Here is a 22,173-nt window from a genome sequence, read left to right as displayed (position 1 = left end):
CTGTTTATAGATGTCCTTTTACTACTCGATTATTTCCGGCCAAATCCTTAACAACCTCAACATCCTTGAAGCCGTTTTCCACAAATAGCGCGTATACATCTGGCCCTTGATCATATCCTATTTCAACTAATAGCCAGCCATCAGAGGCAAGATATTCTGCCGCATGACCTACTATTTCTCTATAGAAATACAAGCCGTCTTCTGTTCCATCTAGAGCAATATATGGCTCGTGATCTTTTACTTCTTCTGCTAAATCCTTAATATCTGCTGTTCTAATATATGGTGGATTAGAAACGATTGTGTTGTACTTACCAAGTACTGGATTCCATAGATTTCCTTTGATAAAATCTACTCTTCCGCTGCACAGTCTATTCCCATTATCCCTTGCAACAGCAAGAGCTTCATCGGAAATATCAATTCCTGCTCCAGTTATCCCCTGTCCTAAAACAACAAGAGAGATAATAACACATCCGCTGCCAGTACACAAATCTAAAACATGACTGCCAGTAGGAGTTACCTTAAGAGCCTCCTCTACAAGAGTTTCTGTGTCCTGACGTGGAATAAGAACATGCTCGTTAACCCAGAAGGATATACCCATAAACTCCTGCTCACCAGTAATGTGCTGAAGTGGAACATGCTCTGCTCTTTTAAGTAATGCTTCTTTGTATTTGAACAAAGTAAGCTCGTCGATTTCATCATTCTGAATAAGAAAATATTTAGCCTTGGTAAGCTGACTAACAAATGCAAGCAGATACCAAGCATCTATTTTAGCATCTATAATGCGTTCTGACTCTAATAATTTAGTTCCCTTTTCTAGTGCTTGCTTATATGTCATTTGAAAAACACTCCTTATTTTTATCCTGGAAATCCTTCCAATCAAAAACTGCCTCTACAGAAGTGATTCCAACTTCTATCATATCATCATCTGGCTCCATAACAGTAAGCTTTTGTAGCCATAAACCTGGCTTTGAAAAAATATTAACTATACCGTTATCATGTCTGCCTGCAAGTCTAATGAATTCGTAGGAAATACCTGCGATAAATGGTATGAGAATAAGCCTGCAAACAAGCTTAAGCCAAACATTATCAAAGGTTATAAACATAAAAACAAAAACTGAAATTATAAAAACAATAAAAATGAAGCTTGTTCCACATCTCTTGTGAAAACGGGTAGATTTTCTAACATTATCCACTGTAAGTGGTAAACCTGTTTCAACACAATTGATACATTTGTGTTCAGCACCATGATACATAAATGTACGTTTGATGTCTTCCATTTTGGAAATGATGACTACATAAGCGATAAAAATACCGATACGTATGATTCCTTCCACAAATGTAATAGCCACTGAAGATAAACCAAATCTGTTTAAGCCTAGTGATATAAAATATGGCAATGCAAAAAAGATTGCAAGAGCGAAAACAAAGGATACAAAAAGCGTACCACCCATTTCTGCCTTTTCTTTCTTTTCACGCTTTTTAAGTTCCTCTTCTGTAAGCTCAGATTTAGGGACTTCGTCTTCGTCCTCAAAAAAGCTGGCAGAATACATAAGAGTACTAAGCCCGATAACAAGTGAATCCACAAAGGATACCATGCCTCTTATGATTGGGATTTTGTGCCATATATTATTAATATCTCTTGTGTTTTTAACTTCGACAACTATGTCCTTATCTGGCTTTCTGACTGCCACGGCGTATTTATCACCGTTTCGCATCATAACGCCTTCCATAACTGCCTGTCCACCAATACCCGAATACTTCATTTTATTCTCCGTTTAACGTAATAAAGGGCTGAGACGAATCTCAACCCTTAAGAGTCCAAATAACAAACTACTTTGCGTCAATGCCGTACTTCTTATTGAACTTGTCAATACGTCCACGAGCCTGTGTAGCTTTCTGCTGGCCTGTGTAGAATGGATGGCACTTTGAGCAAATTTCTACGTGGATGCTCTCCTTTGTAGAACCTGTTACAAATGTGTTACCGCAGTTGCAAGTAACTGTAGCCTGATAGTAATCTGGATGGATACCCTGTCTCATCTTATTCACCTCTCACTTAATAAACTTTACAATTTCCAACTGTAAGTAATAATGCCGTTTAAATACGAGGTACTCGTATTTCATCCCGATTAACAGCTTCACTAGTATAGCATGGCAATATTAAAATATCAAGTATTCTTAATCACTTTCTGTCAATTTTACCATTTTTTCCTTATAGCGCTTAAAGAAGTCCTCCAATTTATCCATCAAATCCTTTTTAGGAATGCTTTTTAGGATATAATCCTCTGGTCTCATATCCACTGCTTTAACAACTAAATCTCTATCATTTTTGCCTGTAAGGAACATAACAGGAATATTTCTAGTCTCAGCATCTTCCTTTAGCATTCGAAAAACTGTAGGACCGTCCATAGAAGGCATCTCATAATCCAGCAAAATCAAATCCACATCCTGATTTTCTATAAGCCAGTGAATAGCCTTGCTTCCTGAATCCAGCATTGTAATCTGGTAGCGTTCCTTCATCCATTCATGCATCATGCGCATGTAGGTCACATCATCATCTACGATCAAAATATGATGCCTTCTGGCAGGGGCTATTTCCCCATTAATAGTACTTTCGATTGTTTTTAACAATGCATCCATATCAACCGGACGTGAGAACCAATCCACTATCGCCGACTTTGGAATGATTTCCATGGCGCTTTCATATTCAGCCTTAGCTCCAACCAATATTACCATTCTCTGCTGCTCTAAGCAAAGATTTTTAAGCTCCTTCATAAAATCTTCGCCTCGAACTGTATAAATATCATCATCAAGATAATAAATAATTGGGTCAGACTCATCCACTGCATCCTCAAGCTGAAATATGCTCGGTCTTACAGAGATTCCCTCATAGCCCGCTTCATCTAATTTTTTCTTGATTCCCATTACAGAGAAGCTATCCTTAGAGCTTACAATAGCAACCTTGCTTTTCTCAGCCTGCGATTTAAATAAATCCATAGTCAGTCCTCCAAATTATCCTTCTAGCATTTGTGTTGCAAGGCTAGCCACAGCCTCATAATCAAGCTTATCTAAAAGTGCTCTGATTTCCTTAAGCTTTTCATCCAATCCCTCAGGTATCTCGTAATCTGCCAATGTATTTAATACCATTTCCGTGGATGTAAAATCACACACATTTGCCATTTCTATAATAGAATAAAGCGCATCCTTTAAATCACTTTGGTCTAATGGCTTTTTCGCCGCCTTTTGTCCCTCGTAGCTATTTCTAATACTTAGATATTCGTCTATAAGCTCTTTATGATGCTTTTCGATATAATCCCAATCCCCAGCATTTCCTGCCTTTTCCAAAGCTTCTGCTTTTTTGGAAATAGACATTTCTCCTATTAGACGAGCTGTACTTTTTAGTCCGTGAACCTTTATTGTGTAATTCTTTATATCTGATTTTTCCTTGAACTCATCCAGCTTTTTTGCACTTTCATCTATTGTAGATACAAAAATCTTTATAAGAGCCTGTCTTTCATCATCGTTTGATGTTAATGTCCTGTCATGCTTAACATCACTTATTGCTTTACTAAGTACCTTTCTCTTAGGCATATATTTAAGCAGCATATCTTCCAATGCTTCAGCATCTATTGGCTTTGTAAGATAATCGTCGAAGCCCTTTGAGATGTAATATTCCTTTGCGCCAGCAATTGCATTTGCTGTAAGTGCAATTACCTTAGTCTTTGGACCAAGATAGCCCCGCTCTTTTATAATATCAAGCGTCTGCAAGCCATCTAAATCAGGCATCATGTGATCCATGAAAATCACATCATATTCCTTCTCTTCCGCTCTTGTTATTGCCTCTCGTCCTGACTGCGCAATATCTGGAACAAAGTCATACACCTTCATCAGATTCTTTGCCACCATCAGATTCATTTCATAATCATCTACAACCAAAATTTCAGCTTCCGGCATTGAAGGGAAGGTATATTTATTGCGCCTTCTATAGCTTCGTTTAATTCGTTTTTTGTAGTCTCCTATAGGTTCGTTATTTACAATGCCTTGTTTAATGACAAATGAAAAAGCGGAGCCAACACCGTATGTGCTTTTAACTTCAAGCTCACTACCCATCAGGTGCAAAAGATCTATAACAATTGGAATTCCTAGTCCAGTTCCTTCGATATTTCTGTTATGCTCCTCATCAATTCTTTTAAAGGTAACATATAAATTTTCTATTTCATCCTCTGGAATTCCTCTTCCAGTATCCTTAACTGTAACCTCTATTTCCACAGCGCTGTCGTCTCTACCTTTTTCCACCATAGACAAGCCCACTTCACCAGCCTCGGTGTACTTCACGGCATTTGTAAGAAGATTTGCAATAATCTGCCCCAGTCTTACGTCATCGCCAAGTAATGTCATAGGAAGATTTTCATCAATGTTTACCTTAAAATTAAGGCCTTTCGACTTTGCCCTTGTAGATGAACTACTGATAAGAGTATTAACCATTGTGGCCAGATCGTACTCCACATCAAAGATTTCCATCTTGCCTTCTTCAAGCTTGGAATAATCTAAAATCCCATTAACCTGCGCCAACAGAGATTTTCCTGCCTGTTTAATATTAGTGGCATACTCTACTATCTGCTCATCATTGCTTTCTCTTATAATCATTTCGTCCATTCCAAGAATGGCGTTAATTGGGGTTCTAACCTCATGAGACATATTTGCAAGGAACGTACTCTTTGCTTTGTTTGCTGCATTGGCAGCCTTTGTCTGTTCATCAATAACCCTAATTAGCCCCCTGGCAACAAATGCACCATATATCAGCCCTAAAATAAAAACTACGATAAATGGAACAAAAAAATAAGCCGCAGATATGACAGTATCTTGTTTTTCAAAGATACCTCTTGTCATAAATGCGACTATTATTAATAATGTTATTTCCACAAACAACACTAATGATACTGTTAAAAGCATCATTTTAGTCTTCACCGATTTCATAGCTCACCCCGTATATACTTAGGCGATTAGCCCATAAGTATATCCATTATTGAAGCGTAAACCTCATCGCTTTTAACCTTCCAATTGTTACAAAGTGTTTCTGCCTGCTCCTTTGAACCTACGTGGAAGCTTAAATCTAATGTAGGTATATCATTTTCTGTAATACGAAGCTGTACGACAAATCCACCTCTATCAGCCTTGAAATATGTTGCCTTATAGGAATTCTCCTCCTTCATGGAGATAGAATTAACCTTAAGGTATTTGTTAATATCCTTAGACAAAGCTGGAGATATCTTTTCCTTGAACAACTCCAATGTCTTTTGTCCATCATCTGTAATAGAATATGTTGTATTGTTATGATTTGTCTTTGAGACAATTAAATTTGCCTCTTCATCATCACTGATAGCTTGCTGTGCTGTAAAATAATCTGTTAAATTTCCTTCTAAGAAGAAATCTGTTATCTGACTATTACTAAGTGGGAAACCACTACGATGCAATAATTCTAGTATAGTAATTTTATATATTAAATTTGGTTCTGCCATGATATTCCTCACTTTTAAAACTTTAAGTAAGGGCTAAATTACCCTCTTTCGAATAATCATATCGATATATTCATCATTATTCTTTGTATGGGCAAACATATTAAGGATTGTCTCAACGGCATCCTCTTTTCTTGCGCCATTAATTGCCTTGCGCATGATTTCCATGGCATCAAGCTCTTTTCTTGAAAGAAGTAAGTCTTCTCTACGAGTACCTGAACCTGTAATATCGATTGCAGGGAAGATTCTCTTTTCTGAAAGCTTTCTATCGAGGATAAGTTCCATGTTACCTGTTCCCTTGAATTCCTCGAATACAACGTCATCCATCTTAGAACCTGTATCTACAAGTGCTGTAGCAAGGATTGTAAGAGAGCCACCTTCACGCATGTTTCTAGCTGCACCAAAAAACTTCTTTGGCATGTGAAGAGCTGCTGGATCCAAACCACCTGAAAGAGTACGACCAGATGGCTGTACTGTAAGGTTGTATGCACGTGCAAGACGTGTGATTGAATCCAAAAGAATCATAACATCCTGTCCATGCTCTACAAGACGCTTTGCGCGCTCGATAACCATTTCTGAAACACGCTTGTGATGCTCTGGACTCTCATCAAATGTAGAATAGATAACTTCTACATTCTTGCTGTTTCTCATAGTATCCTTCATATCTGTAACTTCTTCTGGACGTTCGTCAATCAGAAGAATAATAAGATGCATATCTGGATGTGAATAATTAACTGATGTAGCTACTTCCTTTAAAAGAGTTGTTTTACCAGCCTTAGGCTGAGAAACAATCATACCACGCTGTCCCTTACCGATAGGGCTAACTAAATCAACAATACGCATTGCTACGGAGCTGCGCTGTCTTTCTAATCTGATTCTTTCATTTGGGAAGATTGGTGTTAAATCTTCGAAATTAGGTCTTCTTGTAGCTGCTTCTGGTGTGTAACCATTGATTGTATCGATAATCATAAGAGCAGCGAATTTATCTGTTGGATTATTGAAACGCTTCTTTCCAACAATGATATCACCTGTCTTAAGATTAAACTTCTTTATCTGAGACTGAGAAACATAAACGTCATCAGTACCTGGCATGTAGTTATCGCAACGGATAAATCCGAATCCATCACCCATAACTTCTAAAATACCACTTGCAGGCATAAGATTATCAAGTGGAATGTCTGTAGGGATTTCCGCACGATCTGTTTTTTCTCCCCTACGTGGTCTTTCAGCTCTGACAGCTTTTTCAGCTTTTTCAGCCTTTTCTACCTTTTCTTCTTTAACAACCTTTGGAGCTGATTCCTCATTTTCAACACTATTTTGCTTATCAATTTCATCCTGAGCAAGCATAGCCTCTACTAAATCGGCTTTTTTCATTGCAGATGTACCCTTTATGCCCCTAGCTTTTGCTAAATCGCGTAAAATCGTTACTGACAAGCTCTCATATTTTTCTCTCATTCAAATCTCCTTAATGATTCTTAATAATAACTTCGTGGAATAAAAAGCCGAATCGACTAACGAATTAACTTTGATAGTAAGGCCATTATATACTCAAAATCAAATTCTGTCTAGATTTTTTTATCTATCTTTTCCATAAATATATGTGGCAAAATAGATCACACTAGCTATTATTACAATCATTGGGCCTGTTGCCATATCAGTGAAATATGACACAAACAAGCCTACTATTCCAGAGAAAATACTAAATATTATTGAGAAATAAGTATATTCTCTAAAATTATCGGATATGTTACGACTGCTGGCCGCTGGAAGAATAAGCAATGCATTTATCAAAAGGATACCAACCCATTTAATAGAAAGCATAACAAGCAACGCAATAAGCACTGCAAATGCATCTTCCATAATTCTAACTGAAATGCTTCGGCTTTTAGCCAATGTAGCATGGATGCTGATAGCTGTAAGTCTGTTAATGCTGAAGCACCAGAACACCAGGATTATTCCAAACAAAACTATAAGCTCTATGATTTCTGTGAAAGTAATAGATAAAATATCTCCTACTAATATGGCAGAATAATTAGCAAAGCTGCCACCTCTAGATAAGATTGCCAAACCAAGTGCTGTTGCGCAGCTGGCAAAAACAGAAATCAGTGTATCTGAAGAGCTAAGGCCCTTTCGGCTGATATAATTTAGAAGTAGGGCAAAGCATATACCAAAGATTATCATGGAAACTGTAGTGTTGCCAATGCCCATAATAACACCTGCCGCAATACCTGTAAGGGCAGAATGTCCTAAAGCATCACTAAAATAAGCCATCCTTTTTTGGACAATCATTGTACCGACCATTCCAAACAAAGGTGAAATAAGTAAGATTGCAATGGTAGCTCTTACCATGAAGGCGTAAGAAAACATTTCATTAAACATTTGCATTCACCTCCACTTCACCTGTAGCGCCCTTTCCAAAGACATTCTTGAATGCATCTGATTCAAATACATGCTTTGGCTTTCCAGCTGCTGTAACAGTTTTGTCTATAAGAATAACATTGTCTGCATATTTATATACGTAATCCAAATCGTGACTTACCAGGATGATTGCAAGGTCGTGTGTCTCCTTAAGATATTGCATCTTCTCATAGAAGGCATCCATACCGTTTTTATCAATTCCAGAAACTGGCTCATCCAAAAGCAACAGGTTTGGTGTGTCATGAACAGCCATAGCAAGAAGTACCCTCTGGAGCTGACCACCTGAAAGTGTTCCAACTGGCTGGTCAATAAGATGTTCAACATCAAACTCTGCTAAAGCTTCCTTTACATGGTCATGCTCTTTTTTAGTTTTAACAAGAATTGGTAATTTGCCAGTGAAGCTTTGGAACATGTCGTATACAGAAAGTGGTGTTGTTCTATCTATGTTAACTGTCTGTGGAACATATCCTATACGCAATCCCTGGATGGTATTGTCCATCTTGTTTTTAAACAAAATCTCTCCTGTATGAGGAACTTCATCAAGGATAGCTCTTACAAAAGTAGATTTGCCTGCTCCATTTCGACCAATAACAGCAGAAATCTGTCCACAGTGAATGTGCAGATTAATATTCTCTAATACCTGCTGGTCACCGAAGCTGACACCCAAGTCTTTAATTTTTATACAGTGGAATCCACATGGAATTATTTTTTTCATGTTTTGTCTTTCCCTACTTTGCTTGTGTTACTTATAAACTATTCTGAATTAAAGCATAGTTTTTACTAAGCACCGTGATATAATCGTCCTCATCATAAGTGCCATGAACCAATGTCTCTAGATATACTACCTTAGCATCGGTCTGTTCTTCAATAAGCTTACCCATAGCATGGCCATAATCATATTCAGCAAAAACAACCTTTACATTGTTTTTGTTAATTGTATCAATAAAGCTGCTAACCTCTCCAGCACTAACCTGACGCTCTTCGTCCAAATCCATAGTAGCAACAACATTTGCTCCTAATGACTGTGCTGTGTAAGCGAAAGCCTCATGAAGAATTGCAACATTCTCGCCAGCTAATATCTCATCAAGTCCACTCTTATCGATATGAGATTTCATAATATCATTAAAGTTATTTGCATTAGCTTTGAATTCTTTAGCATGACCTTCATCGATACCTGCAAGTCCTTCAGCAATAGCTATTATCTGACCTGAATAAATATCTTCGCTCATCCAAATGTGGCTGTTGAATTCGCCGTGATGATGATGCTCTTCTTCCTCTTCACCATGAACATGCTCTTCTTCGTGTTCATCTTCATGTTCTTCTTCAGCAATAATAGGATATGTATCCTCTACAGCTTCGAAGGTATCTATGATGGTAAGATTTGGATACGCTGCAATAACATCCTCAAGATATCCTTCCATTCCACCACCATTTACAACTAAAACATCAGCAGAGGCCAGATTCTTCATATCCTCTGTTGTAAGTGTGTAGTCATGTAAACATCCAGTGGTTGGCTGGGATAAGTTTTCCACAGTTATTCCGTCAATATCCCCTACCACATTAACAGTAGCAAGATAAACCGGATTACAGCTTGTCAAAACAAGCATATTCGCCTCTGCCACTTCCTCTTTATTATATTTAACATAAAAAAATGTGCTGCAAAAGCTAACAACACTAATTGATATAAGCAATAGCAGCACAAATAAAAATTTATTTTTCATTAATCTAAGTCCTCTACGTCTGTCAGACTAGCTTCGTTTTCGATTACCTGATCCAAAAAATCCTGGATTGTGTCGAGCCCCTGCTTAGTCTGCGACGAAAATGGAACAATAATAGTTTCCTTGCTGGCACCTAAGCCCTCACGTAAAATTTTGATTTGCTTATCAAGCTGGCTACGCTTAATTTTGTCAGCCTTAGTAGCAATAACGATTGGGTCGTATCCAACATAATCCATCCATTCATACATCTGTTTATCATTAGCAGATGGAGCATGTCTTATATCAACAAGTAGGAAAACTGCACGAATCATATCTGATGTGTTCAGATATGTTTCAATCATTTTCCCCCATCTTTCTCGTTCCTTTTCAGAAGCCTTTGCAAAACCATAGCCCGGCAAATCTACTACATAAATTTCATCGTTAATATTGTAGAAATTTATTGTCTGAGTCTTACCCGGCTGTGCTGATACTCTTGCAAGAGCTTTGCGGTTCATAACCGCATTTATAAGTGATGATTTACCTACGTTAGATTTGCCTGCGAAAGCAACCTCTGGAAGGTCGTTCTTAGGCAAATCTGATGTAGGACCACATACTGTTTCAAGATTACATGATCTGATAACCATTACGCACTCTTTTCCTTCTTGTCTTCGATTGAGACAACGCTGCCTTCGTCTTCCTTGTCAATAAGAAGCAAGTTGTCATCAACCATTTCCTTAGTAACTGTAATCTCTGTAATTGATTCGTCTGATGGTACATGATACATGTAATCCATCATAACGTTCTCTACGATTGCACGAAGACCACGAGCACCTGTCTTTCTTTCGATTGACTTCTTAGCGATTTCACGAAGTGCATCGTCATCGAAATGAAGCTTAACGCCATCCATCTTAAAGAGAGCTTCGTACTGCTTTGTAAGTGAATTCTTAGGCTCTCTAAGGATTCTAATCATATCATCTTCTGTAAGCTCTTTAAGAGATACATTGATAGGCACACGGCCAATAAATTCTGGAATAAGACCAAATTTGATGAAATCCTGAGGAAGAACCTGCTGAAGTAAATCATCTACCTTCTGCTTGTTCTTATCCTTAATATCAGCGCCAAAACCGATTTGGCTAACATCTGTACGCTGAGAAATGATTTTGTCTAATCCTTCAAATGCGCCGCCACAGATAAATAAGATGTTCTTTGTATCGATTGCAATTGTTTCCTGCTGTGGATGCTTACGTCCGCCCTGTGGTGGAACATTAGCTACAGTTCCTTCTATAATCTTAAGAAGTGCCTGCTGAACACCCTCACCAGAAACATCACGAGTGATTGAAACATTTTCTGACTTCTTTGTAATTTTATCTATCTCATCAATATAGATAATTCCGATTTCTGCCTTCTTGATATCAAAATCTGCTGCCTGAATAAGCTTAAGTAAGATGTTTTCAACGTCCTCACCAACATATCCTGCCTCAGTAAGTGTTGTTGCATCTGCGATTGCAAATGGAACACCAAGCACTCTAGCAAGTGTCTGTGCAAGGAGTGTCTTACCTGAACCTGTTGGGCCAAGCATAAGAACGTTACTCTTCTGAAGCTCAACATCAATATCATCTGGGTTTGCCATGATACGCTTGTAGTGATTGTATACAGCTACTGACAAAACCTTCTTTGCTTCATCCTGTCCGATAACATATTCGTCAAGGAATGCTTTCATATCCTCTGGCTTCTGTAGGTTGATTTCGATTGAATCTGAATCCTCCTGTGGGCCAAAATCCTCTAGCTCCTCAACAATTATTTCCTGGCAGATATCAACACACTCATCACAGATGAATGCCCCGTTAGGGCCTGCGATAAGCTTGCGAACCTGATTTTGTGTCTTTCCGCAGAAAGAGCAACGAATTTTATCATCGTTTCTTGCCATAATTACCTCATAAACTCTCTAATTAATAGTCCCCTATAAAGTATATATCGGATATTAACTAATTTTTCTTTGTAATAATTTCATCAATAAGACCATAATCAAGTGCTTCCTTAGCATCAAGCCAATGATCACGCTCTGTATCTGCACAAACCTGCTCGTATGGCTTACCTGTGTTTTCAGCAAGCATACGGTTTAACTTTTCTCTTGTCTTTAAGATGTTCTTAGCAGCGATTTCGATTTCTGTTGCCTGTCCCTTAGCACCGCCAAGTGGCTGGTGAATCATAACCTCTGCGTTTGGAAGAGCAAATCTCTTACCCTTCTGACCACCTGCAAGAAGGAATGCACCCATTGATGCTGCCATACCAATACAAATAGTTGAAACATCACATTTGATGTACTGCATAGTATCATAAATAGCCATACCAGCTGTTACGCTACCACCTGGGCTATTGATGTAAAGGTGAATATCCTTGCTTGGATCCTCTGATTCAAGGAAAAGAAGCTGAGCAACTGTAAGAGATGCTGTTGTTTCGTTAACTTCCTCACCTAAGAAAATAATACGATCCTTTAATAATCTAGAATAAATATCATAAGAACGCTCGCCGCGAGAATTCTGTTCAATGACATAAGGAATTGTTGCCATTATTTTGTCCTCCTGTAGCAAAAATATAGTGTGTTTTAAATAGACACTAAGCCCGAGCATAAGCCCAGGCTAGTGTGTGACTTCGATATTTATTATATATATTTTGAGAGTCTCTGTCTTTGATTTTACAAAAAGTTAATAAAATCTTAACACTTATTACTCTTCTGTAGAAGCTTTCTTTGTTGTCTTCTTTGTAGTCTTCTTAGCTGGCTTTTCTTCAGCTTCAGCGCCTTCTGCATCTTCAGCCTTCTTTGTAGCCTTCTTCTTAGCTGTTTCCTTAACGTTATCCATGATAAGCTGGATAGCCTTTTCGATAGCGATATCCTTCTTCATAGACTCCTTCTCGTTCTCGCCAACAAGATTCTTGATTTGCTCAAGTTCCATGCCGTACTGCTTAGAAAGCTCTTCAAGCTTAGCATCAACATCAGCGTCAGTTGCTTCGATCTTCTCAGCCTTTGCAATAGCTTCAAGTACAAGTGAAGACTGTGTACGGTTAAGAGCATCTGGACGAACCTGATCACGGAATGCATCCATTGTCATGCCTGTAAACTGCATGTACTGCTGAAGTGAAAGACCCTGCTGTGCCATGTTGTTAGCGAAATCGTTGATCATGTTCTCTACCTGGTAATCAAGCATAGCGTCTGGGATTTCCATCTCTGAATCCTCAACGATCTTAGCGATTGCTTCGTCTTCCTGTGCACGACGGCCTTCAGCCTTCTTATTGTTCTCAAGACGTTCCTTAACAGAAGCCTTGTATTCTTCTACTGTTTCGAACTCTGTATGATCTGATACATATTCCTCATCAAGCTTTGGAACATCCTTACCCTTTACTTCGTGGATGTGGCACTTGAATACAGCTGGCTTACCAGCAAGATCTTCTGCCTGATAGTTCTCTGGGAATGTAACTTCAACTTCAACATCCTCACCAGCCTTGTGACCGATAAGCTGATCTTCGAAACCAGGAATGAATGAACCTGAACCAAGTTCAAGATCATAGTTCTCTCCCTTACCACCTTCGAATGCAACACCGTCAATGAAGCCTTCGAAATCGATAGTAGCTGTATCACCCTTAGATGCCTTACCTGTCTTTGCAACCATGCGAGCGTTTCTTTCAAGCTCAGCCTTGATTGTGTTGTTAACTTCTGTAGCTGTAACCTTTGAATCAACCTTTGTTACAGATACGCCCTTGTACTTACCAAGCTTAACTTCTGGCTTAACAGCAACTTCTGCTGTGTAGATGAAATCCTTACCCTTTTCAAGCTGTGTGATGTCAATCTTAGGCTGTGATACGATATCAAGCTTAGACTCATCATAAGCTGCTGGATAAGTATCCTGCATGATGATATTAGCAGCGTCCTCATAGAAAATCTCTGCTCCATACATCTTCTCGATCATGTGCTGAGGAACCTTACCCTTTCTAAAACCAGGAACAGAAATGCTGTTCTTCTGCTTGTTATAAGCCTTTGTAATAGCCTTTTCTAGCTCAGCTGCATCAACTGTGATTGTAAGCTTTGCCATGTTCTTCTCAAGATTTTCTACCTGTACGTTCATTTACTAATAATCCTCCTCTAAAATATATATAGGTAGACTAAAAAGTCTTTTATGTACGAATACTTCGCAGACTGACAAATTATATCAGACTTAATCTCCATTTTCAATAGCTGAAATCATATCAATTCTCTGCTGATGTCTTCCGCCACCCTCAAACTCAGCTTCTAAGAAGGATTTCACGATATCCTTTGCCAGTTCCGAACCAACAATTCTTGCTCCAAATGCAATCATGTTAGCATTATTGTGCTGCTTGATAAGACGAGCTGTTGCTGTATCAGAGCAAACTCCACATCTGATTCCCTTTACCTTGTTTGCTGCAAGCGAAATACCTACGCCTGTTCCACAAATAAGTACACCACAATCTACTTCACCAGAAGCAACCATATCTGCTGCCTTCTTACCATATTCAGGGTAATGACAGCTTTCATGTGAATCTGTACCGATGTTGATTACCTCATGTCCAAGGCTTTCGATATACTCCTTAATTTCGAATTTTAAATCTGTTGCTGCATGGTCATTTGCAATTACAATCTTCATTTTTATCTCCTTCCCCTCTATTTAAGAGGTACCTTATTAATGTCCTTTCCGTAAGTCTTATATACCTTGTAGCCAAGTAAAATAAAGGCTTCTATGAATCTCTTTATGATGATTTGGATTTCCTCGTGCCACTTTTTAACTGGCTTTACCATTACTGAACGGATTCCGGCACGGTTTGCGCCCCATACATCTGTAAGAATCTGGTCACCTACAAAGATGGTGTTTGTTTCGTCTGTACCCATCTGTGCCATAGCCTTTTTGTAGCCAGCTACACCTGGTTTTCCTGCCTTATAAATATAAGTACAGTACTCAACAGCCTCCTTAAATGTCTTAACACGAGGCTCCTTGTTGTTAGACAAAAGAAGGGCCTGAAAGCCTATTTCGTGTAACTCCTTAAAAAGAGCCTTTGCTCTGTCATCCGCAGGAGCATTATGTGGTACAAGCGTGTTATCCACATCAAAGATTACTCCTCTGTAGCCCTGCTCATATAATTTTTTAAAATCGATAGCATATGTACTATCTACATAATCTGTTGGATATAAATTTCTTTTACTCATAGAGTCGATTTTATCACAAAAATAGGAGCATGAAAACCACGCCCCCACAAAAAGCCCAGGTCAAGTGACCCAGGCTTAGTATACTTTTAAAAATTTATAATGAAAAATCCTCAGTACCTCTTGTTGTTCCAAAAGATCCATCTACTGAATTCTTGTTGTGCACAAAGTACTGATAACGATGGATAGCAGTATCCTTTTTCATATCATTAATAGCCTTTTCAACATCTAACTTACTAATGTCACTATCGACTCCTTTTAGCTGATGTTCTTCAGGCTTGTATTGACTGGCATAATCGTAAGAACCAAAGGTCTGGTCCTTTCTTGCCTCTTGTTGTATAGCGTCTTCAGAAATATCAACAGTGTATATCTTATCCTCTGTTACTGAATCCCCAATTCCTGCTGTTCCCTTAACATTCAAACCGAAATCACTGTTAATTCTTGTAAAATTTTGATCATAAAACCCCGTCGATGGGCGAATACCTGATATATTCATAAAACTCTCTCCATATTTACCTTCATTATTTATATCGTAAATAAAGGCAAATATTTAACCCTCCCTAACGAATTAAGATTATTTATCTAAAACTCGTTTTAATTCGTCCATGAATGTATTTACATCCTTGAACTCTCGATAAACTGATGCGAAACGTACATATGCAACTGGATCTACTGTTTCAAGATGTTCCATAACTATTTCGCCAATTTTTGTACTAGGTATTTCTTTTTCTTCGAGAGAGAAAATCTCAGTTTCTATCTCATCAACAACCTTCGAAATCTGGGATGCAGAAACCGGTCGTTTTCTGCATGCAATAAGAACGCCCTTTTCAATTTTAGTTCTGTCGTATGGCTCACGATTATTATCTTTTTTTATAACGATAAGCGGAATAGTTTCTACCTTTTCATAAGTTGTAAAGCGCTTACCACACTCCGGACATGAACGACGACGTCTAATGCTTGTATTATCATCTGCCGGTCTTGAATCGATTACACTGGTATCATTGCTACCACAAAATGGACACTTCATAAAATCCTCCCTGAAAATTTATTTAGTACCACTACATTTAGTATTATTTTACCAAATCAACCACAAGAGCGCAACATAAAAAAGGCTCAGACCATTTGGTCTGAGCCTTATATTTACTCAATCTTATGAGTATAAGTCAACAAGCTTCTTGAGATGTGCATATCTCTCCTTAGCTGTCTCCTCGTTGAGTGCGAAGAGTCTATCAGCACGCTCTGGGAATGCCTTCTTCAAACGTGAGTAACGTGTCTCGTTTGCAAGGAAGTCCTGATACTTGCTGTAGTCACCTTCCTTAGAAGTAAGTGTGAATGGATTCTTTCCTTCCTTCTTAAGGTCTGGGTTGAATGAGAAGAGGTTCCAGTAACCAGCTTCAACAGCCTTCTTCATCTCATCCTGGCAGTGGTTCATACCACCCTTAACACCGTGGAGCTCACATGGAGCGTATCCGATGATAAGTGATGGGCCGTTGTAAGCTTCTGCTTCAGCAAGAACCTTAACAGCCTGTGCCATGTTAGCACCAAGAGCGATCTGTGCTACATATACATAACCGTATGACATAGCGATTTCAGAAAGAGACTTCTTAGAAACCTCTTTACCTGATGCAGCGAACTGACAAACTTCACCGATGTTAGAAGCCTTAGATGCCTGTCCACCTGTGTTAGAGTACATCTCTGTATCGAATACCATAACGTTTACGTTCTCGCCAGATGCAAGTACGTGATCAAGACCGCCGAATCCGATATCGTATGCCCAACCGTCACCACCGAAGATCCATACAGACTTCTTAGCGAGGTAATCCTTAAGAGCAAGTGCAGCCTTAGCATCTGCTGAGCCGTCCTTCTCAAGTGCAGCGATAAGAGCATCTGCTGCTGGGCCATTCTCTCTTGTAGAGTTAACTGTCTCTTCGAACTTAGCGAATGCAGCCTTAAGATCAGCTGAACCAGCCTCTGCTGCCTTTGAAGCAGCCTCGATAGCACGGTCACGTAAGTACTTCTGTCCTACTTCCATACCCATACCATGCTGAGCGTTGTCCTCGAAGAGTGAGTTACACCATGCTGGACCCTTCTTAGAATCCTTGTTTACTGTGAATGGTGATGTAGCTGCAGGACCACCCCAAATTGAAGAACATCCTGTAGCGTTTGAAATATACATATGCTCACCAAAGAGCTGTGTAATAAGTCTAGCGTATGAAGTCTCAGCACAACCTGCACATGATCCTGAGAACTCAAGGAGTGGCTGATTGAACTGTGAGCCCTTAACTGTAAGGTCAGAACCTGCTGCTTCCTTACGTCCAACATTAGCTACTAAGTAGTTGAATACTGGCTGCTCGTCTGCTTCTTCTGCCTGTGGAACCATTGTGATAGCACCAACTGGACATACAGTTGTACACTCACCACATCCCATACAGTCAAGTGGAGAAACTGACATTGTGTACTTAAGGTCAGAAGCCTTTGGCTTTGTATCAGCAAGCTTGATGTTTGCTGGAGCTGCCTTAACCTCATCCTCTGTAAGAAGGAATGGACGGATTGTAGCATGTGAACATACGAACGCACACTGGTTACACTGGATACACTTTGTCTCATCCCATGTAGGAACTGTTACGGCTGTACCACGCTTCTCGTATGCAGAAGCACCAAGCTCAAACTGTCCGTTAGGGTTCTCTGTGAATGCAGAAACTGGAAGTGAATCACCATCCATCTTAGAGATAGGCTCAAGGAGATTCTTAACCATCTTAACAAGCTCTGGACGACCCTCAAGCTCAGCCTTAGGAGCGTCTGGAGTAGGATTCTTCCATGAATCTGGAACGTTTACCTTATGTACTGCATCAACACCGGCATCGATAGCGTTGTAGTTCATCTGAACAACATCGTCACCCTTCTTGCCGTATGACTTCTTAGCAGCTGCCTTCATGTACTCAACAGCCTGGTCGATAGGCATTACATCAGCAAGCTTGAAGAAAGCTGACTGAAGGATTGTGTTTGTACGCTTACCCATACCGATTTCGATAGCCTTGTCGATAGCGTTAATTGTGTAAAGCTGAATGTTGTTGTCAGCGATGTACTTCTTTGCCTCAGCGTTAAGGTGCTGCTCGAGCTCCTCATCTGACCACTGGCAGTTGATCATGAATACTCCGCCTGGCTTAACATCCTGAACCATCTTCATACCCTGTGTAACGTATGCTGGGTTGTGGCAAGCAACGAAGTCAGCCTGGTTAATATAGTAAGGAGACTTGATTGGGTTATCACCAAAACGAAGGTGAGAAATTGTAACACCACCAGTCTTCTTTGAATCATACTGGAAGTATGCCTGGATGTACTTATCTGTATGGTCACCGATGATCTTTGTAGAGTTCTTGTTAGCACCTACAGTACCATCACCACCAAGACCCCAGAACTTGCACTCCTTAGTACCAGGAGCTGATGTAATAGGAGCTGGCTTAACCTCTGGAAGTGAAAGGTTTGTAACATCATCAACGATACCGATTGTGAAACGGCTCTTTGGAGCATCCTTCTCTAATTCCTTGTATACAGCGAATACTGATGAAGGTGGAGTATCCTTAGAACCAAGACCGTATCTACCACCGCAGATAACGATGTCGTTAAGACCTGCTTCACGAAGTGTTGTAGCAACATCAAGGTAAAGAGGATCAGCAAGAGCACCTGGCTCCTTTGTTCTATCAAGGATAGCGATCTTCTTAACTGTCTTAGGAAGTGCTGAAAGGAATGCCTCTGAAGACCATGGTCTGTAAAGACGTACCTTAAGTACACCAACCTTCTCTCCGTGTGCGTTTAAGTAATCGATAACTTCTTCTGCAACGTCGTTGATAGAACCCATAGCGATGATGATTCTGTCAGCGTCAGCAGCACCATAGTAGTTGAAAAGCTTGTAATCTGTACCAAGCTTTGCGTTAACCTTGTCCATGTACTTCTGAACAACTGCTGGGAAGTTATCATAAGCTGTGTTGCAAGCTTCTCTATGCTGGAAGAAAACGTCTCCGTTTTCGTGTGAACCACGCATTGTTGGGTGCTCTGGGTTAAGAGCGTGTGCTCTGAACTCGTTAACAGCATCCATGTTAACCATTTCTTTAAGATCTGCATAATCCCACTTCTCGATCTTCTGGATTTCGTGAGAAGTACGGAAACCATCAAAGAAGTTAAGAACTGGTACCTTACCCTCGATAGCAGCTAAGTGAGCTACTGGAGCAAGATCCATAACTTCCTGTGGATTTGTCTCGCATAACATAGCGAAACCTGTCTGACGACAAGCGTAAACATCTGAGTGATCACCAAAGATGTTAAGTGACTGTGTAGCAACTGTACGAGCTGATACATCGAATACACAAGGAAGCTGCTCTGCAGCAATCTTGTACATATTAGGGATCATAAGAAGAAGACCCTGTGAAGCTGTGAATGTAGTTGTGAGTGCACCTGCACCAAGTGAACCGTGAACGGCACCTGCAGCACCTGCCTCAGACTCCATCTCTACAACCTTTACCTGATTTCCAAAAATATTCTCTAGGCCTGCTGCTGACCACTGGTCAACGAAATCGGCCATTGGGCTGGATGGTGTAATAGGATAAATTGCAGCAACATCTGTAAATGCATAAGCTACGTGTGCTGCAGCCTGGTTTCCATCCATAGACTGTTTTGCTCTTGGCATTTCTAAATCCTCCTTATTAACTAGGACATTTATAGTTACTAGAACGGGCATTTTTTACAAACCGGATGACCGTCCCACAATGTCGTAGTTTAATGATAGAACTATTGAAAAATTTTTTCAACTGACCAAGGGTGGTTTTCTGTTCATTTTCGAGTACAAATTTGTTAAATAATTTTGTTTTGTTGTATAATATTGCTAAAAAATTAACAATCTCGCCACTTTTGAGTACTTTTACACTTGATATTTCGTCTGTTGCGGACACTTGTCTTCTCACGGTATACATGTCAAAAAATTCTCTGTTTATTGCAAAAATATTGTCACTTTTATCTTTCAGCTTTTCATTGACATAGTCCTTTTTGTTAAATATAATTTTAAAAAATTTACTGTCAAACAAAGAAAGCGAGGTTACCCCTATGGCATCGATTATTGGTGATGGCATTACTTTCGACGACGTCTTACTGGTTCCACAGTATTCGGAAGTAACTCCAAATCTTATTGATCTTCACACAAATCTTACTAAAAAAATTAAGCTTAACATTCCTATGATGAGTGCCGCTATGGATACAGTTACTGAATCCCGCATGGCAATCGCAATGGCTCGTCAAGGTGGAATTGGTATTATCCACAAGAACATGTCAATCGAACAGCAGGCTGAAGAAGTTGACAAGGTAAAACGTTCTGAGAACGGCGTTATCACTGACCCATTCTTCTTAGGACCTGACAACACTCTTGCAGAAGCAAACGAATTAATGGCAAAATTCAGAATTTCTGGCGTACCTATTACAAAGGAAGACGGCACACTCATTGGTATCATCACTAATCGTGACCTTAAATTCGAAACTGACTTTTCTAAAAAAATAAGCGAATCAATGACTTCAGAAGGCCTTGTTACAGCTAAGGAAGGTATTTCATTAGAAGAAGCTAAAGAGATTCTTGGTAGATCTCGTAAAGAAAAGCTTCCTATTGTTGATGACAACTTCAAGCTCAAGGGTCTTATTACTATTAAAGATATTGAAAAGCAGATTAAATACCCTAACGCTGCTAAGGATGATCAGGGAAGACTTCTCTGTGGTGCCGGCGTTGGTATTACAGGAAATATGATGGAGCGTGTTGAGGCTTTAGTTAACGCTCAGGTTGACGTTATCGTTATGGACTCAGCTCACGGTCATTCAAAGAACATCATCGAGGCAGTTAAGAAAGTTAAGGCTGCTTATCCTGATTTACAGGTTATCGCTGGTAACATCGCTACAGGCGCTGCTACAAAGGCTCTTATCGAGGCTGGTGCTGACGCTGTTAAGGTTGGTATCGGACCTGGTTCTATCTGTACTACACGTGTTGTTGCTGGTATCGGTGTTCCTCAGATTTCTGCAATCATGGAATGCTACGAGACAGCTAAGGAATACGGTATTCCAATCATTGCTGATGGTGGTATCAAGTATTCTGGTGATATGACAAAAGCTCTTGCTGCTGGTGGTTCAGTATGTATGATGGGTTCAATGTTCGCAGGTTGTGACGAAGCTCCTGGTTCATTCGAGCTTTATCAGGGACGTAAGTACAAGGTTTACCGTGGTATGGGAAGTCTTGCAGCTATGGAGAATGGTTCTAAGGACCGTTACTTCCAGGAAGGTGCCAAGAAGCTTGTTCCAGAAGGTGTTGAAGGACGTGTTGCTTACAAGGGAAGCCTTGAGGACGTTATCTTCCAGCTTGTCGGTGGTATCCGTTCTGGTATGGGTTACTGTGGTTGCCCTACTATTCCAGAGCTTCAGGAGCGCGGCAAGTTCGTTAAGATTTCTGCTGCATCCCTTAAGGAATCTCATCCACATGATATTCATATCACAAAGGAAGCTCCTAACTACTCTGTAGAAGGTTAATTAAAAAAACGAGCCAACAGGTTACATTACCTGTTGGCTCTAATTATTTATAAATCAAATTCGTCGGTTACGGATTCATCAATTTCTGGCACTTCTATCTTACCCGACTCTAAGCCCTCTCTTATCAGCTTCCAGTTCTGTAAAAACCATACGGTTTGGGCTGGATGTGTGTAAAGAGAAAGCATCTGTGCTCCCTCATATTTGTATGGATAAACAAGAGGTATATTTGTAGTTCTGGCTGTAGTGAAAAATACCAAATGCCTATATAATCGCTTTGATACTGCGTCAGGATTGATGCAATAGTAAATGTTTTCGCCAAAGTCATCAGAATAATAGAACTTCATATCTGTCTGTCCAACATCACATGGTTCCATATCCTTCACATCAAATTCATTCACTCGGATGGACTTAATATCCAAATCTTCCAAATCCTCCTGCTTAGCCTTTTTTACTGCGTCCTTCCATTTCTTGGCTTCCACTGGATTCATCAGACCTTTGAAAAATCTGTCCTCCTTCTCAGCTTTCTCCGCTTCCTCATCGGATTCGGTTGGGTCCTTCCCTGTCTTCAACCAATAATTAATGGTATTAAGATTTTTGTTAAGCTGATTAGTGTGAGGCATGTACTGCTTATCAAGCTTGGCCAGCTCCTTTAAGGTATTAGCATACTGCTCCTTAGTTTGTTGCATAGTGTTCTTCCAGCCAAAGAAAGCCGGAAGCCCCGCCAAAAGCGCCAATCCCAATATGCACACGAAAACATTAACACCAATCCAATCCATAC

21 protein-coding genes are annotated in these 22,173 nt (G+C 39.7%); 1 reads left to right on the top strand and 20 read right to left on the bottom strand.

Translation table 11 applies throughout. The features are described 5' to 3' along the window. Positions 1 to 4: 4 nt before the first annotated feature. The 19 genes from prmC to nifJ form a co-directional block, all read right to left on the bottom strand. Positions 5 to 835, bottom strand: coding sequence for a peptide chain release factor N(5)-glutamine methyltransferase (prmC, locus tag G611_RS0104410; protein ID WP_028242602.1), 831 nt, complete (start codon positions 833 to 835; stop codon positions 5 to 7). Continuing rightward, entirely contained in the window at positions 825 to 1,763 is a 939-nt protein-coding gene (locus G611_RS0104405) for a DUF1385 domain-containing protein (protein ID WP_028242601.1), read from the bottom strand. The genes prmC and G611_RS0104405 overlap by 11 nt, the downstream gene beginning before the upstream one ends. Positions 1,764 to 1,830: 67 nt before the next feature. Next, a complete protein-coding gene (rpmE, locus tag G611_RS0104400) occupies positions 1,831 to 2,037 on the bottom strand; it encodes a 50S ribosomal protein L31 (protein ID WP_015550865.1) in 207 nt (68 codons plus the stop codon). Between the two features lie 138 nt (positions 2,038 to 2,175). After that, positions 2,176 to 2,994 carry a response regulator gene (locus G611_RS0104395; protein WP_028242600.1) on the bottom strand — a complete coding sequence of 273 codons (819 nt, stop codon included), beginning with the start codon at positions 2,992 to 2,994 and terminating at the stop codon, positions 2,176 to 2,178. 15 nt (positions 2,995 to 3,009) lie between these two features. Beyond that, on the bottom strand, positions 3,010 to 4,974 hold the full coding sequence (locus G611_RS13845; protein WP_081656962.1) for a response regulator: 1,965 nt from the start codon (positions 4,972 to 4,974) through the stop codon (positions 3,010 to 3,012). 26 nt (positions 4,975 to 5,000) lie between these two features. Continuing rightward, positions 5,001 to 5,516, bottom strand: coding sequence for a DUF4364 family protein (locus G611_RS0104385; RefSeq protein ID WP_028242599.1), 516 nt, complete (start codon positions 5,514 to 5,516; stop codon positions 5,001 to 5,003). Positions 5,517 to 5,549: 33 nt separating this feature from the next. Then, complete coding sequence (rho, locus tag G611_RS0104380; RefSeq protein WP_028242598.1) at positions 5,550 to 6,968, bottom strand: transcription termination factor Rho; 1,419 nt, start codon at positions 6,966 to 6,968, stop codon at positions 5,550 to 5,552. Positions 6,969 to 7,088: 120 nt separating this feature from the next. Further along, entirely contained in the window at positions 7,089 to 7,892 is an 804-nt protein-coding gene (locus G611_RS0104375; RefSeq protein ID WP_051195057.1) for a metal ABC transporter permease, read from the bottom strand. Continuing rightward, positions 7,885 to 8,646, bottom strand: a complete 762-nt coding sequence (locus G611_RS0104370) for a metal ABC transporter ATP-binding protein (protein ID WP_028242596.1) — start codon at positions 8,644 to 8,646, stop codon at positions 7,885 to 7,887. Before G611_RS0104370 ends, G611_RS0104375 begins: the two co-directional genes overlap by 8 nt. A gap of 31 nt (positions 8,647 to 8,677) precedes the next feature. Beyond that, positions 8,678 to 9,652 carry a metal ABC transporter substrate-binding protein gene (locus tag G611_RS0104365; protein ID WP_028242595.1) on the bottom strand — a complete coding sequence of 325 codons (975 nt, stop codon included), beginning with the start codon at positions 9,650 to 9,652 and terminating at the stop codon, positions 8,678 to 8,680. Continuing rightward, complete coding sequence (yihA, locus tag G611_RS0104360; protein ID WP_028242594.1) at positions 9,652 to 10,272, bottom strand: ribosome biogenesis GTP-binding protein YihA/YsxC; 621 nt, start codon at positions 10,270 to 10,272, stop codon at positions 9,652 to 9,654. The genes G611_RS0104365 and yihA overlap by 1 nt, the downstream gene beginning before the upstream one ends. Beyond that, positions 10,272 to 11,555 carry an ATP-dependent Clp protease ATP-binding subunit ClpX gene (clpX, locus tag G611_RS0104355; protein ID WP_028242593.1) on the bottom strand — a complete coding sequence of 428 codons (1,284 nt, stop codon included), beginning with the start codon at positions 11,553 to 11,555 and terminating at the stop codon, positions 10,272 to 10,274. Before clpX ends, yihA begins: the two co-directional genes overlap by 1 nt. 58 nt (positions 11,556 to 11,613) lie before the next feature. Further along, on the bottom strand, positions 11,614 to 12,198 hold the full coding sequence (gene clpP, locus G611_RS0104350; RefSeq protein ID WP_028242592.1) for an ATP-dependent Clp endopeptidase proteolytic subunit ClpP: 585 nt from the start codon (positions 12,196 to 12,198) through the stop codon (positions 11,614 to 11,616). Positions 12,199 to 12,354: 156 nt separating this feature from the next. Then, a complete protein-coding gene (tig, locus tag G611_RS13840) occupies positions 12,355 to 13,749 on the bottom strand; it encodes a trigger factor (protein ID WP_051195056.1) in 1,395 nt (464 codons plus the stop codon). Between the two features lie 90 nt (positions 13,750 to 13,839). After that, positions 13,840 to 14,286: a ribose 5-phosphate isomerase B gene (rpiB, locus tag G611_RS0104340; RefSeq protein ID WP_028242591.1), complete on the bottom strand. Its 447-nt coding sequence runs from the start codon at positions 14,284 to 14,286 to the stop codon at positions 13,840 to 13,842. Positions 14,287 to 14,303: 17 nt separating this feature from the next. Further along, positions 14,304 to 14,843, bottom strand: coding sequence for a YqeG family HAD IIIA-type phosphatase (locus G611_RS0104335; RefSeq protein ID WP_028242590.1), 540 nt, complete (start codon positions 14,841 to 14,843; stop codon positions 14,304 to 14,306). 94 nt (positions 14,844 to 14,937) lie between these two features. Further along, entirely contained in the window at positions 14,938 to 15,336 is a 399-nt protein-coding gene (locus G611_RS0104330) for a hypothetical protein (protein ID WP_028242589.1), read from the bottom strand. A gap of 78 nt (positions 15,337 to 15,414) precedes the next feature. Next, complete coding sequence (nrdR, locus tag G611_RS0104325; protein WP_028242588.1) at positions 15,415 to 15,867, bottom strand: transcriptional regulator NrdR; 453 nt, start codon at positions 15,865 to 15,867, stop codon at positions 15,415 to 15,417. A 123-nt stretch (positions 15,868 to 15,990) separates the two neighbouring features. Beyond that, positions 15,991 to 19,524 carry a pyruvate:ferredoxin (flavodoxin) oxidoreductase gene (gene nifJ, locus G611_RS0104320; RefSeq protein WP_028242587.1) on the bottom strand — a complete coding sequence of 1,178 codons (3,534 nt, stop codon included), beginning with the start codon at positions 19,522 to 19,524 and terminating at the stop codon, positions 15,991 to 15,993. A gap of 413 nt (positions 19,525 to 19,937) precedes the next feature. Between nifJ and guaB the strand changes: the two genes are divergently transcribed. Beyond that, entirely contained in the window at positions 19,938 to 21,395 is a 1,458-nt protein-coding gene (gene guaB / locus G611_RS0104310; RefSeq protein ID WP_028242585.1) for an IMP dehydrogenase, read from the top strand. 47 nt (positions 21,396 to 21,442) lie between these two features. Here guaB and G611_RS0104305 read toward each other — a convergent pair whose 3' ends face one another. Continuing rightward, positions 21,443 to 22,171, bottom strand: coding sequence for a hypothetical protein (locus G611_RS0104305; protein ID WP_028242584.1), 729 nt, complete (start codon positions 22,169 to 22,171; stop codon positions 21,443 to 21,445). Between the last annotated feature and the right edge of the window lie 2 nt (positions 22,172 to 22,173).

The sequence above is a fragment of the Pseudobutyrivibrio ruminis AD2017 genome, assembly GCF_000424305.1.
Classification (GTDB): Bacteria; Bacillota; Clostridia; order Lachnospirales; family Lachnospiraceae; genus Pseudobutyrivibrio; species Pseudobutyrivibrio ruminis_B.
The sequence above is the reverse complement of the archived record's forward strand: the minus strand, read 5'-3'. Positions and strand labels throughout refer to the sequence as shown.

What these genes read in the sequence shown, in the direction of transcription:
- G611_RS0104395 (WP_028242600.1), bottom strand. Translation starts at nt 2,994, where the DNA reads ATGGATTTATTTAAATCGCAGGCTGAGAAAAGCAAGGTTGCTATTGTA.
- clpP (WP_028242592.1), bottom strand. Translation starts at nt 12,198, where the DNA reads ATGGCAACAATTCCTTATGTCATTGAACAGAATTCTCGCGGCGAGCGT.
- rho (WP_028242598.1), bottom strand. Translation starts at nt 6,968, where the DNA reads ATGAGAGAAAAATATGAGAGCTTGTCAGTAACGATTTTACGCGATTTA.
- G611_RS0104335 (WP_028242590.1), bottom strand. Translation starts at nt 14,843, where the DNA reads ATGAGTAAAAGAAATTTATATCCAACAGATTATGTAGATAGTACATAT.
- rpmE (WP_015550865.1), bottom strand. Translation starts at nt 2,037, where the DNA reads ATGAGACAGGGTATCCATCCAGATTACTATCAGGCTACAGTTACTTGC.
- G611_RS0104365 (WP_028242595.1), bottom strand. Translation starts at nt 9,652, where the DNA reads ATGAAAAATAAATTTTTATTTGTGCTGCTATTGCTTATATCAATTAGT.
- guaB (WP_028242585.1), top strand. Translation starts at nt 19,938, where the DNA reads ATGGCATCGATTATTGGTGATGGCATTACTTTCGACGACGTCTTACTG.
- nrdR (WP_028242588.1), bottom strand. Translation starts at nt 15,867, where the DNA reads ATGAAGTGTCCATTTTGTGGTAGCAATGATACCAGTGTAATCGATTCA.
- G611_RS0104370 (WP_028242596.1), bottom strand. Translation starts at nt 8,646, where the DNA reads ATGAAAAAAATAATTCCATGTGGATTCCACTGTATAAAAATTAAAGAC.
- nifJ (WP_028242587.1), bottom strand. Translation starts at nt 19,524, where the DNA reads ATGCCAAGAGCAAAACAGTCTATGGATGGAAACCAGGCTGCAGCACAC.
- prmC (WP_028242602.1), bottom strand. Translation starts at nt 835, where the DNA reads ATGACATATAAGCAAGCACTAGAAAAGGGAACTAAATTATTAGAGTCA.
- G611_RS0104305 (WP_028242584.1), bottom strand. Translation starts at nt 22,171, where the DNA reads ATGGATTGGATTGGTGTTAATGTTTTCGTGTGCATATTGGGATTGGCG.
- tig (WP_051195056.1), bottom strand. Translation starts at nt 13,749, where the DNA reads ATGAACGTACAGGTAGAAAATCTTGAGAAGAACATGGCAAAGCTTACA.
- G611_RS13845 (WP_081656962.1), bottom strand. Translation starts at nt 4,974, where the DNA reads ATGAAATCGGTGAAGACTAAAATGATGCTTTTAACAGTATCATTAGTG.
- clpX (WP_028242593.1), bottom strand. Translation starts at nt 11,555, where the DNA reads ATGGCAAGAAACGATGATAAAATTCGTTGCTCTTTCTGCGGAAAGACA.
- G611_RS0104330 (WP_028242589.1), bottom strand. Translation starts at nt 15,336, where the DNA reads ATGAATATATCAGGTATTCGCCCATCGACGGGGTTTTATGATCAAAAT.
- yihA (WP_028242594.1), bottom strand. Translation starts at nt 10,272, where the DNA reads ATGGTTATCAGATCATGTAATCTTGAAACAGTATGTGGTCCTACATCA.
- rpiB (WP_028242591.1), bottom strand. Translation starts at nt 14,286, where the DNA reads ATGAAGATTGTAATTGCAAATGACCATGCAGCAACAGATTTAAAATTC.
- G611_RS0104405 (WP_028242601.1), bottom strand. Translation starts at nt 1,763, where the DNA reads ATGAAGTATTCGGGTATTGGTGGACAGGCAGTTATGGAAGGCGTTATG.
- G611_RS0104375 (WP_051195057.1), bottom strand. Translation starts at nt 7,892, where the DNA reads ATGTTTAATGAAATGTTTTCTTACGCCTTCATGGTAAGAGCTACCATT.
- G611_RS0104385 (WP_028242599.1), bottom strand. Translation starts at nt 5,516, where the DNA reads ATGGCAGAACCAAATTTAATATATAAAATTACTATACTAGAATTATTG.